The sequence below is a fragment of the Halostagnicola bangensis genome, assembly GCF_054653435.1.
Genome location: NZ_BAAIGG010000002.1, coordinates 1,654,882 through 1,669,751 on the forward strand (window position 1 = coordinate 1,654,882; position 14,870 = coordinate 1,669,751).

General features: G+C 62.3%; 19 protein-coding genes and 1 tRNA gene. 9 read left to right on the forward strand and 11 right to left on the reverse strand.

The genetic code is table 11. The features are described from left to right. Positions 1–2 precede the first annotated feature (2 nt). From ACYQ14_RS09845 to ACYQ14_RS09855, 3 genes are all read right to left on the reverse strand, one after another. On the reverse strand, positions 3–722 hold the full coding sequence (locus ACYQ14_RS09845; protein WP_459887557.1) for a rhodanese-like domain-containing protein: 720 nt from the start codon (positions 720–722) through the stop codon (positions 3–5). 124 nt (positions 723–846) lie between these two features. Then, positions 847–919: transfer RNA gene (locus ACYQ14_RS09850), tRNA-Gln, on the reverse strand. Positions 920–1,044: 125 nt separating this feature from the next. Next, positions 1,045–1,887 (reverse strand): homing endonuclease associated repeat-containing protein, encoded by an 843-nt coding sequence (locus tag ACYQ14_RS09855; protein WP_459887560.1) that lies wholly within the window; start codon positions 1,885–1,887, stop codon positions 1,045–1,047. 123 nt (positions 1,888–2,010) lie between these two features. Between ACYQ14_RS09855 and ACYQ14_RS09860 the strand changes: the two genes are divergently transcribed. The 3 genes from ACYQ14_RS09860 to cysE all read left to right on the forward strand — a co-directional run bounded on the left by ACYQ14_RS09860 (position 2,011) and on the right by cysE (position 4,132). After that, the gene (locus tag ACYQ14_RS09860; protein WP_459887563.1) at positions 2,011–2,601 is read left to right on the forward strand and encodes an IMP cyclohydrolase; all 591 of its coding nucleotides are present in this window, start codon (positions 2,011–2,013) and stop codon (positions 2,599–2,601) included. 80 nt (positions 2,602–2,681) lie between these two features. Further along, positions 2,682–3,389, forward strand: coding sequence for a metallophosphoesterase family protein (locus ACYQ14_RS09865; RefSeq protein ID WP_459887566.1), 708 nt, complete (start codon positions 2,682–2,684; stop codon positions 3,387–3,389). Positions 3,390–3,622: 233 nt separating this feature from the next. Next, positions 3,623–4,132, forward strand: coding sequence for a serine O-acetyltransferase (cysE, locus tag ACYQ14_RS09870; RefSeq protein ID WP_459887569.1), 510 nt, complete (start codon positions 3,623–3,625; stop codon positions 4,130–4,132). Between the two features lie 159 nt (positions 4,133–4,291). Here cysE and ACYQ14_RS09875 read toward each other — a convergent pair whose 3' ends face one another. Further along, positions 4,292–4,699, reverse strand: a complete 408-nt coding sequence (locus ACYQ14_RS09875; RefSeq protein ID WP_459887571.1) for a hypothetical protein — start codon at positions 4,697–4,699, stop codon at positions 4,292–4,294. A 131-nt stretch (positions 4,700–4,830) separates the two neighbouring features. Then, positions 4,831–6,240 carry a phosphohexomutase domain-containing protein gene (locus ACYQ14_RS09880; protein WP_459887574.1) on the reverse strand — a complete coding sequence of 470 codons (1,410 nt, stop codon included), beginning with the start codon at positions 6,238–6,240 and terminating at the stop codon, positions 4,831–4,833. Between the two features lie 230 nt (positions 6,241–6,470). On the opposite strand from ACYQ14_RS09880, the gene ACYQ14_RS09885 reads away from it, so the two are divergent. Next, on the forward strand, positions 6,471–7,064 hold the full coding sequence (locus tag ACYQ14_RS09885) for an NADPH-dependent FMN reductase (protein ID WP_459887577.1): 594 nt from the start codon (positions 6,471–6,473) through the stop codon (positions 7,062–7,064). A gap of 58 nt (positions 7,065–7,122) precedes the next feature. Here ACYQ14_RS09885 and ACYQ14_RS09890 read toward each other — a convergent pair whose 3' ends face one another. From ACYQ14_RS09890 to larB, 3 genes are all read right to left on the reverse strand, one after another. Next, on the reverse strand, positions 7,123–7,371 hold the full coding sequence (locus tag ACYQ14_RS09890; RefSeq protein ID WP_459887580.1) for a GIY-YIG nuclease family protein: 249 nt from the start codon (positions 7,369–7,371) through the stop codon (positions 7,123–7,125). 98 nt (positions 7,372–7,469) lie between these two features. Beyond that, positions 7,470–7,619 (reverse strand): DUF7563 family protein, encoded by a 150-nt coding sequence (locus ACYQ14_RS09895; protein ID WP_459887583.1) that lies wholly within the window; start codon positions 7,617–7,619, stop codon positions 7,470–7,472. A gap of 135 nt (positions 7,620–7,754) precedes the next feature. Continuing rightward, positions 7,755–8,528, reverse strand: coding sequence for a nickel pincer cofactor biosynthesis protein LarB (gene larB, locus ACYQ14_RS09900; protein WP_283836626.1), 774 nt, complete (start codon positions 8,526–8,528; stop codon positions 7,755–7,757). A gap of 239 nt (positions 8,529–8,767) precedes the next feature. Here larB and ACYQ14_RS09905 point away from each other — a divergent pair, with 239 nt between their 5' ends. Further along, complete coding sequence (locus tag ACYQ14_RS09905; protein ID WP_005578700.1) at positions 8,768–8,935, forward strand: DUF1931 family protein; 168 nt, start codon at positions 8,768–8,770, stop codon at positions 8,933–8,935. 276 nt (positions 8,936–9,211) lie between these two features. Here the strand turns inward: ACYQ14_RS09905 and fni are convergent, their stop codons facing one another. After that, positions 9,212–10,276, reverse strand: a complete 1,065-nt coding sequence (gene fni, locus ACYQ14_RS09910; protein WP_459887587.1) for a type 2 isopentenyl-diphosphate Delta-isomerase — start codon at positions 10,274–10,276, stop codon at positions 9,212–9,214. A 151-nt stretch (positions 10,277–10,427) separates the two neighbouring features. Here fni and ACYQ14_RS09915 point away from each other — a divergent pair, with 151 nt between their 5' ends. Together ACYQ14_RS09915 and ACYQ14_RS09920 are read left to right on the forward strand one after the other, a co-directional pair. Continuing rightward, complete coding sequence (locus tag ACYQ14_RS09915) at positions 10,428–10,829, forward strand: hypothetical protein (protein ID WP_459887590.1); 402 nt, start codon at positions 10,428–10,430, stop codon at positions 10,827–10,829. A gap of 1 nt (position 10,830) precedes the next feature. Beyond that, positions 10,831–11,115: a hypothetical protein gene (locus ACYQ14_RS09920; protein WP_459887593.1), complete on the forward strand. Its 285-nt coding sequence runs from the start codon at positions 10,831–10,833 to the stop codon at positions 11,113–11,115. A gap of 21 nt (positions 11,116–11,136) precedes the next feature. Here the strand turns inward: ACYQ14_RS09920 and ACYQ14_RS09925 are convergent, their stop codons facing one another. Both ACYQ14_RS09925 and rpiA read right to left on the reverse strand, forming a co-directional pair. Beyond that, on the reverse strand, positions 11,137–11,706 hold the full coding sequence (locus tag ACYQ14_RS09925; RefSeq protein WP_459887596.1) for a hypothetical protein: 570 nt from the start codon (positions 11,704–11,706) through the stop codon (positions 11,137–11,139). A 106-nt stretch (positions 11,707–11,812) separates the two neighbouring features. Next, the gene (gene rpiA, locus ACYQ14_RS09930; RefSeq protein ID WP_459887598.1) at positions 11,813–12,547 is read right to left on the reverse strand and encodes a ribose-5-phosphate isomerase RpiA; all 735 of its coding nucleotides are present in this window, start codon (positions 12,545–12,547) and stop codon (positions 11,813–11,815) included. A gap of 137 nt (positions 12,548–12,684) precedes the next feature. Here rpiA and ACYQ14_RS09935 point away from each other — a divergent pair, with 137 nt between their 5' ends. Next, on the forward strand, positions 12,685–13,452 hold the full coding sequence (locus tag ACYQ14_RS09935) for an ABC transporter ATP-binding protein (protein ID WP_459887600.1): 768 nt from the start codon (positions 12,685–12,687) through the stop codon (positions 13,450–13,452). Further along, the gene (locus ACYQ14_RS09940; protein WP_459887602.1) at positions 13,452–14,867 is read left to right on the forward strand and encodes an ABC transporter permease; all 1,416 of its coding nucleotides are present in this window, start codon (positions 13,452–13,454) and stop codon (positions 14,865–14,867) included. Before ACYQ14_RS09935 ends, ACYQ14_RS09940 begins: the two co-directional genes overlap by 1 nt. Positions 14,868–14,870 lie beyond the last annotated feature (3 nt).

Consider the following 14,870-nt stretch of genomic DNA (forward strand, 5'->3'; position numbering starts at 1 on the left):
GCTCAGCTATCGGTGGTGACGGGTTCGTCAGTCAACTCCTCGAGCGTGCCTTCGACGGTGTAATCGGGTGCCTCGACGATCAGCTCGGAGTCGTCGGTCAGATCGGGGAATCGGATTTCGGTTTCGTAGATTCCGTCGCCGTCGATTGGGGCGACCTCGTAGCTTCCGCCGTCGGCGGTAGAAATGTGGACGTACTCGTCCTCGTAGGACGGATCCGATTCGCCTTCGATCTCGTACGTTTCGACATCGGCATCGGCTTCGTTGTACTCCGTCGGATAGCCGGCCTCTTCCCAACCGAGGTAGCCCTCGTCGATGGCGTACACGTCGTTGAATCCGTCCGCCTTGAGATCGGCTCCGCGCCGGACGGCGAGCGAGTGCGGACAGTCACAGTAGGTTACGACCCGCGTGTCGGTCGACCAGTCGTCGGTCGGGTCGTCACCTTCGTTATCGATTCCCGGACTCAGGACGGCACCAGGGATGTGTCCGGCGTCGTACTGACTGACGCCGCGGGTATCGACGAACTTCGCCTCGTCCTCCTCGAACCACTCGTGAACGTCCTCCGCGGGAGCGAGCGGGATCTCCGCTCCCTCGAAGGAGTCGGTTTCGTACTCCGACTCGTCCCCATCGCCGCTATCATCGTTACTCCCGAACTCGTCGAGACATCCGGCAGTGGTCGCGAGGGATCCACTCCCGGCGATAGCGAGAAACGATCGTCTATTCATACCATCGTGTACGAAATGTATTTAAATAGTTCTTCCGACGGATCGGACGCGGGTTGAGACCCCCTCGTTTCGACTGGAGAACAGGAGAGGGGAACGGTAAACTGCTCGAGTTGAAGTAAGAGGATAGTCCATCCTGGATTCGAACCAGGGTCTCGGCCCCCAGAAGGCAGAAGGATTGGCCACTACCCTAATGGACTTCGTGCGACCATAGATTGGGGAAGGTATAGTTTATCGCTTTCGGTTTGTAACCATTCAAATCCTGAGACGGAGCCGGGTTCAGTAGCGAATCAAAGCGAAAACGAACCGAGACGGATAATTCGTACTACGTTCCAGACGTGCGCGAGTGACCATGTTCGATCCTGTGACAATTTGCACAAAGAACGATACAGTGGTCTATTTCAGTACGTATGCGCTCCATCGATCGATTATCCGAAATTAGTTCGGCGACGGTTGAGCGTTTCTCATCAACGTGGTGATAATCCAGAGCCGCCGGATCGTCCTCCGAACAGCTTTCACAACCACCGGTTTTGCGTTTTTGCTCGTGTACGATCCGGCGACATTCACGGGTTGGCGGGTCGTAGTGGCGTTTCCGGTGACAATTTGCACACAATACGACACAGTGTGAAAGTTCATCCTGAAGCGCGTCCCTTCCATATCCGTACGTTACCATTCGACAAACCGACATGGTCTTTTCAGATGGGTCAGCGTGGTGGAAATCCAAACACTGAGCTGTGTCGATAGAACACTGCGGACATCCTCGCACATGTTTTCGGTGGTTGAGCCACTTTCGCAAACGTCTCCGACGTTGCAAAGTGCGTTCAGTGTTCCGCTCGACGTGTCGATAGTGCCAGCGCTGATCGACCGTAAGCTCCTTCCACACCATCCCATCGGGTAACTCGAGCTCGTCAGGCTTGGATTCGACTCGAGAACCACCCGAAGAGTACGTCTCGAGGCCGGCAGCCGCTTTGGCCTCGTTCCAACTTCCGAGCGTCCGGATGATGGTGGCGGAGGCGGGCGTCCACCCCAGCTCCTCGTACTGGGCCTTCGACGGCGATTCCCCGAGTTTCTCCGAAGCCCGTCGTAACGCCGTGAGACAGTTCTCGACAGTCGTCACGGACGGTTTGGTCCCAGTATAATATATAAACAGTCGGAGTCCGTTCCCCACTGGGAGAGTCTAGTTCGGCCGTTCTCACGGTTCGACTGTCACTCGAGGGAGCCCAGTTGAAACGAGAACGCAAATCGAGTCAGAACCGATACCCCTTTTCCGCTCTCTCGCGCAGCCTCGAGTATGTACGTTGGACGCTTCGTCGTCGTCGGCCCCGATGTGGGAGCCTACCGCGTCTCCTCGCGGTCGTTCCCGAACCGAAAGATAACTGCTCGAGAGGACGCCTTGACCGTCGGCCCAACTGAAGACGCACCGGAGACCGACAATCCTTACGTCGGGTACAACTGCCTTCGCGTCGTCGAGACCCCGAAAGGGGAGACGGCCGCCTTCGGAAACGGGTCACACGTCGATCCGATCGCGGAGAAACTCGAGCGGGGCTATCCCGCGCGGGACGCGCTCGCGACGAGTTTGCTCGCGCTCGACTACGAAAAAGACGATTACGATACGCCGCGGATCGCCGCGACGATCGGTGCGGACGGCGAGGCGCTAATCGCCACAGTTCGGAAGGACTCGCTCATCGTCAAAACCGTCGAGGAGCCGACGCTCGTCGCGACCTACGAGACGGACACTCCCGGGGCGTTCGAGTTCGAAGCCACGAGTGCCAAAGAGGCCGCAGGCGAGGCCTACGACCTCGAGTTCGAACACGCCGTCTGTGCGGCGGGCGTCGCCCGAACCGAAGACGGGTTCGAGACAGCGATCGAAAACGGCGACTGATCGGCGGCGCTACTTTTCTCGGCCGAGGTCACCGCCGAACCGCAGGAAGCTACAAACGCCTCGAGCGAGTTGTGTCTCCCATGAACGTCGGCCTCATTTCCGACATCCACGGCAACCGGATCGCCCTCAAGGCCGTCCTCGAGGACATGCCACCGGTCGACGAGCTGGTGTGTGCCGGCGACGTGGTCGGCTACAATCCGTGGCCGGCCGAGTGCGTGGAAGCTCTCCGAGAAGGCGCGATGTTGAGCGCCGTCGGGACGCGGACGGGAGAGCCACGCGATCGCGACGTTCCGACGGTGATCGGAAACCACGACGCCGCCGTCGTCGAGGGAACGTCGTTCCGATTCAACGGAATGGCCCGCGCCGGCGTCGAACACGCGCAGGCGGAACTGACCGACGACCAGCGCGACTGGCTCGGATCTCTGCCCGAAGAACGCGTCGAATTCGACGGCCGGATGAAGCTGATCCACGGCCACCCCGACGATCCGGATCGGTACACCCGTCCGGAGGACTTCTCACCGCGACTGCTCGAGGACGAGGATATCCTCATCCTTGGCCATACCCACGTCCAGCACGTCGAGACGTACGCGGAGGGGGTCGTCGTCAATCCGGGGAGCGTCGGACAGCCTCGAGACGGCGATCCGCGGGCGGGGTACGCCGTCGCGGATCTCGACGCCATGACCGTCGAAACCCATCGCGTCGAGTACGACGTCGAGAGCGTTCAGGAGGCCGTCGACGCGGCCGGGCTTCCCGACCGTATCGGGACGCGACTCGCTCGCGGGAAGTGATCTAACGAACCTCGAAGCGCGAGAACGCTTGAAAGAGCGACCTCGAAGGGGTTTTCACGAAGCCGTTCGTGAAGTGGTGATATGGTAATCGCCTGCCACACCGGCCGTATCGACAGGAATCGACGGCGAGCGACTGTGGCACGGTGTTGTGACCGGCCCAATATCGGAGGTCGACTCGAACGGGCAAAACGGGTTGCTCACGAACAGCCGAGTTGGACGTCACACGAGAGCCGATGATCGGGCGAATACGCGAGGACGCGCTCACGATGTGCAATCGCGACCCCGCCGCAACCGGCTGTCTCGAGGTCGTGCTCTGTTACTCGGGATTGCACGCCGTCTGGGCGCACCGGATCAATCACCGGCTCTGGAATCTGGGTTTCAAGCTTCTCGCTCGAGTGTTCTCGCAGTTCGTCCGGTTCCTCACCGGCGTCGAAATCCACCCCGGCGCGTCGATCGGACGGCGCGTAACGATCGATCACGGGATTGGCGTCGTAATCGGCGAGACGGCCGAAATCGGTGATGACGTGCACATGTATCACGGTGTCACCCTCGGCGGGGACACGAACAAACCCGTCAAACGACACCCGACGATCGAGGACGGGGTCCAGATCGGGGCGAACGCGACGCTGTTGGGCGACATTACGATCGGAGAGAACGCGGCAGTCGGTGCTGGCTCGGTCGTGACGGGCGACGTGGGCCCGGAGACGACCGTCGTCGGCGTTCCCGCCGAGCCCGTCAATTAAAACGCAATTCCGCGGTCACAGCAGTTCAGGAATCGAACTGCTCCCAGATAGCGCCAATCCGGTCGTACACCCAGGGAGCGACCACCCGTGAGAGCAAATATAATTACTGGTCGCGTCTGTATCCCTATTCGTCCGGCCTTATCCCTGCTCGTTACGACCTTATCCCTGCTCGTCGTCGACCGTCCCGCCCGATCCCGGCGGCGTCCCTTCGCCAGTGACGCCGTCGTCTTCCTCGAGGCTCGCATCCATCTCATCACCGTTGGCAAAGCTATCGTCGTCAGAGTTTGCTTCGCCACCGACATCGTCATCGGACGCCTCCACCGCAGGATCGGAGGTATACGCAAGCTCTAGCGTGAGCTTCGCCGTACACTCCATGAGCCCCTCGTCGAGTTCCGTCTCACCTTCCTGCTGGTCGAGATACCCGTTACAGCGGTTGTGCTCGACGACGTTCATCAGCGTCGCCGCCGAGCCACATTCCGGGCAGTCGAGGTAGTAGTTTCCGTCATCGTTCTGGTGCCAAGCGTCCGGCTCGAGTTCCATCCGGGCGACACCCGCCTGATCGCTCATGAAGACTGATAGGACGGTGAGACGGGTAAATTCGGACCCGGCAAACGCAACCAGACGAGGTGTGATCGCCACCACGAATGAGGGAGAAACTGCCGAATGAGTCGTCCGCAGATTGTGGCGAACGAGTCGTCTCAGACCAACGGCTCGAGCAATTCCTCGCCGGCCGCGAGCAACTCCTCGATTCGTTCCTCGTCGGTCGCTTCGGCGTACACTCGAAGCACGGGTTCGGTACCGCTCGGGCGAACCAAAAGCCACGAGCCGTCCTCGAGCAGGAGTTTGAAGCCGTCCGCGGTGTTTACGTCCTCGACTGCCGTCCCGGCAACCGTTTCGGGGATTTCCTCCTCGAGATCGAGGAGAACGCGCTCTTTTTCCGACTCCGGGCAGTCGACGCTGACCTTGTCCTGCGTGACGGTGCCGTGTTCCTCGAGTAATCGATCGACGCGGTCGTCGAGCGGTTCCTCCGCGTGCATCGCCGCCGCGAGGAGGGCCATCAGGACGCCGTCTTTCTCGCGGACGTGGCCGCGAACCGTGAACCCGCCGGACTCCTCGCCGCCGACGAGCGCGTCGTGGTCGGCCATCGCTTGGGCGACCCACTTGAAGCCGACGGGAACCTCGTGGACGGATTCGTCGTGTGCGTCAGCGACCCGATCGATCAGGTAAGTCGTCGACACGGTTCTGACCGCAGCGCCGTCGTTCGACTCGAGCAAGAAGTCATAGAGCGCGGCGAAAAACAGGTTCTCGTCGAGATAGCCCCGTTCGGGCGTGACGATTGCGAGACGATCCGCGTCGCCGTCGTTCGCGATGCCGAGATCGACATCGGAGCGATCGTCCTCGGGTTCTCCCGAAACGATCTCGATCAACTCCTCGAGATTCTCGGGGGCGGGTTCGGGGCCGGTTCCGCCGAACTCGGGATCGAGGTCACAGCGCAACCGGTCGACGGCGGCACCGGCATCCTCGAGGAGCCGATCCGTCGTCCCTCGACCGCTCCCGTGCATCGCGTCGTAGGCGACGGTGAGATCAGATATAGCGGCGCGAGTTCCAGTCGCCTCCTCGAGAACGTCCATCGCGGCCTCGGAGTGGGAGTCGACGAAATCGACCTCTCGGGCGGAGCCGTGTTCGGAGGCCGGAAGCAGATCGGGTTCGGCGAGCCGATCGGCGACGGCGTCCATCACGTCCGGGAGCGCAGGTGCGCCGTCTTCGGGGATGAACTTGACGCCGTTGTACTCCGGCGGGTTGTGTGAGGCGGTGACGACGAGCGCGCCGGCGAGATTCCTGTCGACGATAGCGTGGGCGATCAGCGGCGTCGGGCGGTCGCGATCGCTGAGTAGAACATCGAACCCGTTCGCACAGAGGACACGCGTCAGTTCCTCCGCGAATCCGCGCGAGGTTTCCCGGGCGTCGTATCCGATCGCGACGGGTGCCTCGAGTCCCTCGTCCCGGAGATACGTTGCAACTGCCTGTCCGACTATCCGCACCCGAGGCGTGGTGAACTCCTCGAGTGTCGCCCGCCAGCCGTCGGTTCCGAACGAAATCGTCTCCATAGCGCGAGTATCAGCGGCCGGTGCGAAAAAAGCGACGACGTCCGTCCGTTTCGAAGAATCGGAGTGGGAACCGCAACACTGGATATCCGAACGGTCGCTGGGCCCCTCGAGTACGATCTCAGTCGAATGTCGGCCGCCTCGAACGGGTCTCGGGTCGACAAGACGTTCGGCTCGAGCAGATTCCGTCCGAACGGCGATGACGTTTTCCCAACCGAGATGATAATCCACCTATGACACGTGGTCCCTCCGTCCTCGCCGTTTCCGGTAGCCTTCGGGACGAAAGCTACACCCGGACGGGGCTCAAATACGTCCTCCGGGCCGCTGAGCAAGCGGGTGCACAGACGCGTCTTCTCGATCTTCAGGAGTACGACCTCCCGCTCTACGATCCGGATATCGAAGGGCAGGGAGACGGCACGGAAGTCAAGCGGCTCGTCCGTGAGGCGGATGCCGTCGCGCTCGGAACGCCGGTCTATCACGGCTCGTACTCCGGCGTCCTGAAGAACTTCCACGATTATTGTGGATTCGACGAATACGAGGACACGACCGTCGGGCTCCTTGCGACCGCCGGCGGCGGCAGTTACGGCTCGACGCTCGATCACCTGCGTATCACCGTTCGAGGGGTTCACGGCTGGGTGCTCCCACATCAGGTCGGTATCCGAGGCGCGTCGGGAGAGTTCGATGCCGACCCCGATGCGATCGACGGGCGGGCATTCGTCGATCCGAGCCTCCAAAATCGCGTGGAGAAGCTCGGACGAATGCTCGCCGAGTACGCCTTCATCGAACCCGACGTGAGTTCGCCGCGGACGGCGAACACGGACGATTAGGGAGCCGGCGGCGGCAGGATCCGGAGTACTCGACGGGACAGATCATCGACAGACCGGCTCACTCGAGGCCGACGAGCCGTTCCTTTTCGGTTCTCGAGCACTGCTTGATCTCGTACTCACGCGACATCGCGGCCGACTTCGAGTCGTATCGCTCGTGATAGACGAGCTCAACGGGTGTTCGCGGTTTCGTGTACTTCGCACCGTCACCAGCGTTGTGTTCGGCGACGCGACGCTCGAGGCCCGTCGTATAGCCCGTGTAAAGGCTCCCGTCGGCACACTCGAGGACGTAAACGACGTGATCACTCATCGAGTATCGGTTCGCCCGCGGCGACAAAAAGTCCGACCTTTACGGTGTTCGGGGACGGTTCAGCGGTTGCGTGGTGATCGTCTCTGTTCGCGTTGGGATCAGACGCGTCGAGAGCGTTCTCGTGCAGCTTCTGCGATCCCTGCGTTCGCCGAGCAGCTGGTACACGCGTGGACGTCACCGTGTTCGTCTGCAAACACGCGAACGAAGCGCTCCGAGACGTGCGCACTGCAGTGGTTACACTCTGGCATAGTTCACCGGCGTTTGCCGGCACGTAGAAATAATCGGTAGTGTACTAAATAACCTTCCCCTATCGAAGACTCATATTTGGGCTATAGAAGAATATTTTTCCGATATCTGTTATTCATTGGGGTCGTCGAAAATCATTATCCCTCATTCGATTGTGTCACAGCTCGATCGACGGCCTGTGCGATAAGCGCCGCCTGGGCTCCAGCGACGAAGCCGGCATCGATGTTGACGACCGAAAGGACGGTACAGGACTGGAGCATGCCAGCGAGAGCGGCCTCACCGTCGCCACCGTATCCGTAGCCACTCGAGACGGGCACGCCGATCACGGGTGCATCGATCAGTCCGGCGACGACAGTCGGCAACGCACCCTCGCGGCCGGCGACCACGATCACGACGTCCGCTGCCCGCAATCGATCGACTTGATCGAGTATGCGGTCGAGCGCGGCAACGCCGACGTCGTCGAGTCGATCCACGGTCGCCCCCGCATCTTCACAGACGACCTGTGCCTCGTCGGCGACCGGGGCGTCGACGGTCCCTCCGGTCGCGATCGCGACCGTCGCCTCGAGCGACGGACGTTCGTACTCCGCTGTTCGGACGAGAGCCGATGTGCTCCAGTGATCGATGGTCGCGTCGGGTTCGGTGTCGTCGATAGCGGACTCGAGAACCCTGATTTGCTCATCCGAAAGTCGAGTGATGAGCGCTCGTCCCGTCGTTTCGAGTGCGGTCGTCGATAGCGACGCGACCGCTTCGGGTGATTTTCCCTGAGCGAAGATCGCTTCGGGAATCCCGCGTCGCTGTCGACGGGTCGCATCGAATCGACCGGCGTCGTCGGTGACGTACCCGGCGAGCTCGGCTTCGGCCTGGGCCGGGGAGAGAGATCCCTCCGCGACGGCCTCGAGAAGTTCGCGCATATTCGTTCTCGTCGGCGCACCTACTCGAATCCGTCGGCACTCGTTGCAAACCCACTCGAGGACCGCGCGCGAGCAGGTCTTCGGGGTATTTAGCCGGTCAGAGACCGATCGAAAACTCATCGGACATATATTTTCCGGTGAAATCAGGCGTCGGAACCGACGAATTGGCCCCTGCAGACCCGGTATTGGCGGTAGTAACCGAAACAACTATAAGAGGGAAACGGAAACGAACATTTCGTATGGCAGATCTGATCGTCAAAGCCGCCGTAAAAGAAGCGCTCGATGATAAGAACGTCGCCTCGGACTTCTACGAAGCACTCGACGAGGAAGTCGACGAGCTTCTCGAAGACGCAGCACGACGTGCCGAAGCAAACGACCGGAAGACGGTCCAGCCCCGCGACCTGTAAGGATCGCCCGCTAAAAATTTTTATTGGCGCTACGGTACAGAGCAACAGCACCAGTCAGTGCCAGACCAACGACACCGTTCAGCACAGAGCAATAGCACTGTCCACTCGAGACCACTAGCACTATCTAACGGAGAGCAACGGTCCCACGTTCGTCGCAGTTGTCTCGGTCCGGCGGAACTGCACTGATCGCGTCAACAACGAACGCGGCCAGAAGCAACGGAACAGGAAAATCATCGTCGAACAGTTCAGTCTCTTATCGTCAGGGCGAAACCGGGCTCAGTGCTGGCGGCGTTGCTCGAGGTACTCTTTCGTCCGCCCGAGGACGACGTAATCGTTCTCCTGAAGCGCCGCAATCGATGCCGAGCCCGTAACGAACATCGCCGTCCGAAGCTCGAGCGAGAGCGTCTCGATCAGATCGACGACTGCATCGGTTCCCTGCCCGGCGGGGGCGAGAAACGGCTTCGCCAAGCCGCCGGCTCGAGCACCTAGTGCGATCGCTTTCGCGATGTCGAGTCCGGACCGAACGCCGCCGCTCGCGATCACGCAGTCGTGGGATTCGGCGGCCTCTAGCGTGCTGACCGCGGTCGGGACGCCCCAGGCGCGAAACAGCTGGCCGATCTCCTCCTGTCGGTCGGCACCGACCGCGGCGGCCCGGTACGATTCGATCCCGGACCACGTCGTCCCACCTTTTCCCGCAACGTCGATGGCGTCGACGCCCGCCTCGGTGAGCCGTCGAGCCGCACCTCTCGAGATGCCGTTGCCCGTCTCCTTGACGACCACGGGGACGCTTAGTTCGTCGGCCACGTGTTCGATCTCTGCGAGACAGCCGCGGGCGTCGATATCGCCCTCGGGCTGGACGGCTTCCTGCAGGAAGTTGAGGTGGATTGCCATCGCGTCCGCCTCGATCATCTCGACGGCGCGTTCGACGTCTTCGATATCGTACTCGAGCAACTGGGCGGCGCCGACGTTGCCGTAGAGGAAGGCGTCGGGTGCGACGTCTCGAACGACTGTGTAGGACTCGAGCAGATCCTCGTCGGTGAGCTCGAGGCCGGCACGTTGGCTGCCGACGCCCATGGCGATCCCCGTCTCCTGGGCGGCCTCGGCGAGCGCTCGGTTGAGCTTCGTCGTGTTTGGGTGGCCGCCGGTCATGCTCTCGATGACAATCGGAGCGGCCAGTTCGTGCCCGAACAGCGTCGTCGACGTGTCGATTTCGTCGCGATGAATCTCGGGAAGCGCGTCGTGGACCAGGTCGATATCTGCGAATCCCGTTCCCGACGTCTCGACGTCTTCTTCCTGAATGATACGAATGTGGTCGTCTTTCCGGTCGGAAGTCTCGGGCATCGGTTCGTCTCTACTACGCCAGTAGCCGACGAGAACTGAAAAGGTGTCTATTCGGGCCGGCGGTTCCGTGGGGCGGGAGAATCCACGGTAATAGGCCAAGAACGCTCTGTTACCGGGAATATTTTTGTTGGTTACTAGCAAACATCAGTCTATGAAACGACTCCTGCTCGTGGCGGTCAGCCTCCTTGAGATAGCGTTCCCAGACCGAATCGTCGCCTCGGCGGAACGGCTGGCGTTCGACAATCCCGGCGAGGGTCAGCTGCAGCCGTGGACCATTCCGATGGCTCGCCTTGAGGGACTGCTCTTTTGCTGGCTCGTCCTCACGGGGAGGGCAAAGGCACCCGCGGTCAGTCGGACGGTTGGGATCATCGGCGTGCCGGCGTTTCTCTTTCCGCGACGGTTCGTCACGCTCGCGCTCGGAATGGCCTACGAGAATCCCGACGAACTCGAGTTGAAACCGTGGGTGGTTCCCGCGACGCGGTTGCTCGGCGTGTGTTACGTCGCGATTGCGTTGTTTTCGGGGCGAGCGAAAGCCTCCTCGACTGCGGATTGAAGTGATACTCGAGAACGCAGAGCGAATCTCGAAAGCGGAGTCGAGGGACGGATCTCGAGTCGAAACGACGGGGTTCGAGACGAGTTCGAGGGGAAACGAAGGGGTTCGGCGGGATGAATGGAGCGAATTCAGCGAGGACTACTCGAGGAACGGATCGCCCACGCGACAGCCACAGGGCCGGGCCCGGTGGGCCATCGGCCCGGCGCTGGTGACGACCAACACGGGGCCGCCACAGCGCGGACACGGCGAAAGCACCGAGTCGTCGTCCGAACTCGAAGTCGAGTGAAACGGATGGGAACCAGACGAATCAGGCGAAAAGAGCGATAAGAATAGCGACAATAAGGAGTTCGCCGCCGACGAGAATCAAAAGAACGAGCCACTCCATGTTTCGCTTCATCCAGCCGTCGAACCGTCCTCGAGCGGAGACCTCCGCGTCCTGCGAAGCGTCGGTCTCCTCGTGCCGTTCGGGCGCGTACTCGCTCGCGACGATCCACCCCGATTCGGGGTCGAACGACGCCGGAATCCGCGAGCCGATCAGCTCCTCGAGTTCGAGCGGCGAAACGCCGGCCACCTCGAGAAACCGGAGGAATTCCTCGCACTCCTCGAGCGAGCCGTGTTTCGGGCCGTCGAAGTACTTCGTGAAGTTGGTGTCGCCGTGGGGCGTCTCCATCTCGATGGCGATCGAGGAACCGCCCTCGGGCGAGGAGACGTCGACGACGATTAGCTCGTCTTCCATGTCGTTGCGATAGGCCTCCTCGAGCCGGCGTTTGACCGACTCGTCGACGGTTCCCATCGGCGACACTCGAGGCGCGTCGGCGGCGCTATCGGACGCTTCGATCTCGGCGTCTCGCTCGTCCTCGATCGTTCGACGCGCCATTCGCCTGCTAGTACGATGGAGGGAAAAATAAGCGTACAGGTCGGCGACACGTACGCCCTGGAGGCGACGGTCGGGTTGGCCGGGTACCAACGGACACACCAATCGCTCAGTACTCCCGAACCTCGACGCCGGTCTCGGTCCCGATGTAGGTCGCATCCGTCCGCCCGACGAACAGCCCGTGCTCGAGAACCCCCGGAATCGACGCGAGTCGGCTCGCGAGTCGTTCGGGGTCCTCGATCGGGCCGAACGAACAGTCGAGCACGAGGTTGCCGTTGTCCGTGACGACGGGGCCGTCCTTGTGTTCAGCCTCGCGAAGCGTCGGCTCGCCCTCGAGCTCTCGAACTGTGTCGGCGACGGCCGAATGGGCGTCGGGCACCACCTCGAGCGGAATCGGCCCCTCGAGCCGGTCGGCGAGCTTCGAGGGGTCGGCGACGACGACGAACCGGTCGGCCGCGGTGTCGACGAGCTTTTCCCGCATGTGGGCCGCCCCGCCGCCCTTGATCAGGTCGCCGTCGCCCGCGTCGGATCTGTCGAGGACCTGTTCGTCGCCGTTCCCGGTATCGACGACCCGATCGGCTCCGTCGATGGCCAGATCGACGCTCGAGACTGCGTCAAGCGAGGTGAGAGGGATTCCGACCTCGAGCGCGAGTTGGCGTGATTGAAAGGACGTGGGGATGCCTTGTATCTCGAGTCCGTCCGCGACCATCTCGCCGATCGCCCTGATCGCGTGGGCCGTCGTAGAGCCGGTTCCCAGTCCGACGACGAACCCGTCTTCGACTTCCTCGGCGGCGCGTTCGCCCGCCCGGCGTTTCGCCTCGTCGGAACCGCCCGTGCGTTTCATGTCTCGAGCACTGTGGGGAATCGGCAAAAACGTTGCACCTCCGGTCGAACGGGGCCAGACGACGACGAGCGCGAAACAGTTCACGGCTCTCGGAAAACCCGCGAAGATTTTTCGCCGGGGATGTAGAGGGGACCACCATGTCGAATACGGGGACAAACTCGAACCCGGGGGCCGACCCGAGCCCGGGCACACACCCGAACGGAGGTACTGCGGTCTCTCTCGAGAACGTTCGCAAAACCTACCAGCTCGGGGAGCCGGTACACGCGCTCGACGGCGTCTCCCTCGACGTGCCCCGAGGATCCTACACCGCGATCATGGGGCCGAGCGGCTCCGGGAAGTCCACGTTGATGAACCTCGTCGGCTGTCTCGACACGCCGACCGAGGGAACGGTCGTTGTCGACGGGCAAGATGTGAGCACCCTTTCAGGACGCGAACGAACCAGCCTCCGCGGGACCGAGGTCGGGTTCGTCTTTCAAACGTTTAACCTCATGCCGCGGCTAAACGCTCTCGAGAACGTCGCGCTCCCCCAGTTGTTTCAGGGGATTTCCCGCAGCGATCGACGCGACCGAGCGCGCGAACTCTTAGAGCGCGTCGGACTCGGCGACCGGACGGATCACCTCCCGAACGAGCTTTCGGGCGGACAGCGCCAGCGGGTTGCACTCGCTCGAGCGCTGGTGAACGACCCGGCGATCGTGCTCGCAGACGAGCCCTCGGGAAACCTCGACACGGAAACCGAGGCACAAGTGCTCGACCTCTTCGCGGAGTTCCACGGCGGCGGGACCACGATGATCGTCGTGACCCACGAGCGCCACGTCGCCGAGCGCGCCGAGCGGATCGTGCACCTGCTCGACGGTGAGGTCGAGCGGATCGAAGAACTCGAAGGGGGCCCGGAGGGAGACGAGTAATGGGACCGCTCGAGAGTCTGCGTCTCTCCTGGCGCTCGATCGCGGGCCACAAGCTCCGGTCGGGGCTGACGATGCTGGGCGTCATCATCGGCATCGCGGCAGTGATCGCGTTCGTCACGCTCGGTGCGAGCCTGCAGGCTGGCGTTATCGGCGACATCAGTCCCGACGACCAGCGCAACCTCTACGGCTGGGCGGCAGATCCCGACGTCGAGGCTGGACCGGGTGCCGGCGCACAGCCCGTCTTCAGCCAGAACGACCTCGACGCCGTCGGCGATCTCGAGGATGTCGAGGCGGCCTACGGCTACGCCCCCTTACAGACCCAGACGATCAGCGACGGCAACGAGACAGTGCCACAAGGCGACGGCGTCGTCGCGTCGGGCTCGTCGTACATCCGGGCGGACACGCTCGAGGCGGGCGAGCAGTTCGAGTCGGGCGAGGAGCAGGCGGTGCTTAACCCCGCGGCGGCCGGCCAGTTCGAGGAGGACGTCGAGGTCGGCGACGAACTCACGATCACGCTATTGACCGGCCAACAAGTCGAGACGGAGGTCGTCGGCATCACGGATACCTCCGAGGGGCTAAGCCCGTTCGAAGGGTTCGAGAACTCGCCGAGAGTCTACGTCCCGACCGAACCGTACTACACCGAGCGGGCGGCCGAGATGGGCGGCGGACAGCAGGAGGGGGACGGTGAGCAAACCGGAGACGGTCAGCAGGATGGAAGACAACAAACTGGAGACGAACAACAAGCAGACGGCGACCAACAGAACGGAGGTGAAGGAGACGACCCACAAACCGCCGCGCTGGCGATGCAGGACGAACCCGAAGCCGAAGGGGCCGACGACGCCTGGTTTACCGCGATCATCGTCGAGGCAGAATCGACCGACGAGGAGGCGATCGAGGACGCTCGAGACGCCGCGACGGCCTACCTCGAGAGCGACGAATCGGACGCGAGCGAGTTCCTCGGAGATGATCTCGTTGTATCGCTCGAGACCAGTACGGAACTGCTCCAGCAGTTACAGGACATCCTGAGCCTGCTCCAGAACTTCATCGTCGGCATCGCGGCGATTTCGTTGTTGGTCGGCTCGATCGGCATCGCGAACATCATGCTCGTATCGGTCACCGAACGAACGCGGGAGATCGGGATCATGAAAGCCGTCGGCGCGCAGAATCGGGACGTCCTCGGACTCTTCCTGATGGAATCGGTGATCCTCGGACTGGTCGGCGCGGTGCTGGGAACCGCACTCGGATTCGCCGCAGGCTACCTCGGGGCCTGGTATATCGGACTCCCACTGGTCTACCCGCTCGAGTACGTCGTACTCGCCGTCGTTGTCGGGATCCTCGTCGGCGTCGTCTCGGGGCTGTACCCCGCCTGGCGGGCCGCGCGAACGGACCCGATCGACGCGTTACGCTACGAGTGACGG

Bases quoted from the DNA above. Each gene is read 5' to 3' on its own strand.
- ACYQ14_RS09845 (WP_459887557.1), bottom strand. From the start codon at position 722: ATGAATAGACGATCGTTTCTCGCTATCGCCGGGAGTGGATCCCTCGCG.
- ACYQ14_RS09860 (WP_459887563.1), top strand. From the start codon at position 2,011: ATGTACGTTGGACGCTTCGTCGTCGTCGGCCCCGATGTGGGAGCCTAC.
- ACYQ14_RS09865 (WP_459887566.1), top strand. From the start codon at position 2,682: ATGAACGTCGGCCTCATTTCCGACATCCACGGCAACCGGATCGCCCTC.
- cysE (WP_459887569.1), top strand. From the start codon at position 3,623: ATGATCGGGCGAATACGCGAGGACGCGCTCACGATGTGCAATCGCGAC.
- ACYQ14_RS09875 (WP_459887571.1), bottom strand. From the start codon at position 4,699: ATGAGCGATCAGGCGGGTGTCGCCCGGATGGAACTCGAGCCGGACGCT.
- ACYQ14_RS09880 (WP_459887574.1), bottom strand. From the start codon at position 6,240: ATGGAGACGATTTCGTTCGGAACCGACGGCTGGCGGGCGACACTCGAG.
- ACYQ14_RS09885 (WP_459887577.1), top strand. From the start codon at position 6,471: ATGACACGTGGTCCCTCCGTCCTCGCCGTTTCCGGTAGCCTTCGGGAC.
- ACYQ14_RS09890 (WP_459887580.1), bottom strand. From the start codon at position 7,371: ATGAGTGATCACGTCGTTTACGTCCTCGAGTGTGCCGACGGGAGCCTT.
- ACYQ14_RS09895 (WP_459887583.1), bottom strand. From the start codon at position 7,619: ATGCCAGAGTGTAACCACTGCAGTGCGCACGTCTCGGAGCGCTTCGTT.
- larB (WP_283836626.1), bottom strand. From the start codon at position 8,528: ATGCGCGAACTTCTCGAGGCCGTCGCGGAGGGATCTCTCTCCCCGGCC.
- ACYQ14_RS09905 (WP_005578700.1), top strand. From the start codon at position 8,768: ATGGCAGATCTGATCGTCAAAGCCGCCGTAAAAGAAGCGCTCGATGAT.
- fni (WP_459887587.1), bottom strand. From the start codon at position 10,276: ATGCCCGAGACTTCCGACCGGAAAGACGACCACATTCGTATCATTCAG.
- ACYQ14_RS09915 (WP_459887590.1), top strand. From the start codon at position 10,428: ATGAAACGACTCCTGCTCGTGGCGGTCAGCCTCCTTGAGATAGCGTTC.
- ACYQ14_RS09925 (WP_459887596.1), bottom strand. From the start codon at position 11,706: ATGGCGCGTCGAACGATCGAGGACGAGCGAGACGCCGAGATCGAAGCG.
- rpiA (WP_459887598.1), bottom strand. From the start codon at position 12,547: ATGAAACGCACGGGCGGTTCCGACGAGGCGAAACGCCGGGCGGGCGAA.
- ACYQ14_RS09935 (WP_459887600.1), top strand. From the start codon at position 12,685: ATGTCGAATACGGGGACAAACTCGAACCCGGGGGCCGACCCGAGCCCG.
- ACYQ14_RS09940 (WP_459887602.1), top strand. From the start codon at position 13,452: ATGGGACCGCTCGAGAGTCTGCGTCTCTCCTGGCGCTCGATCGCGGGC.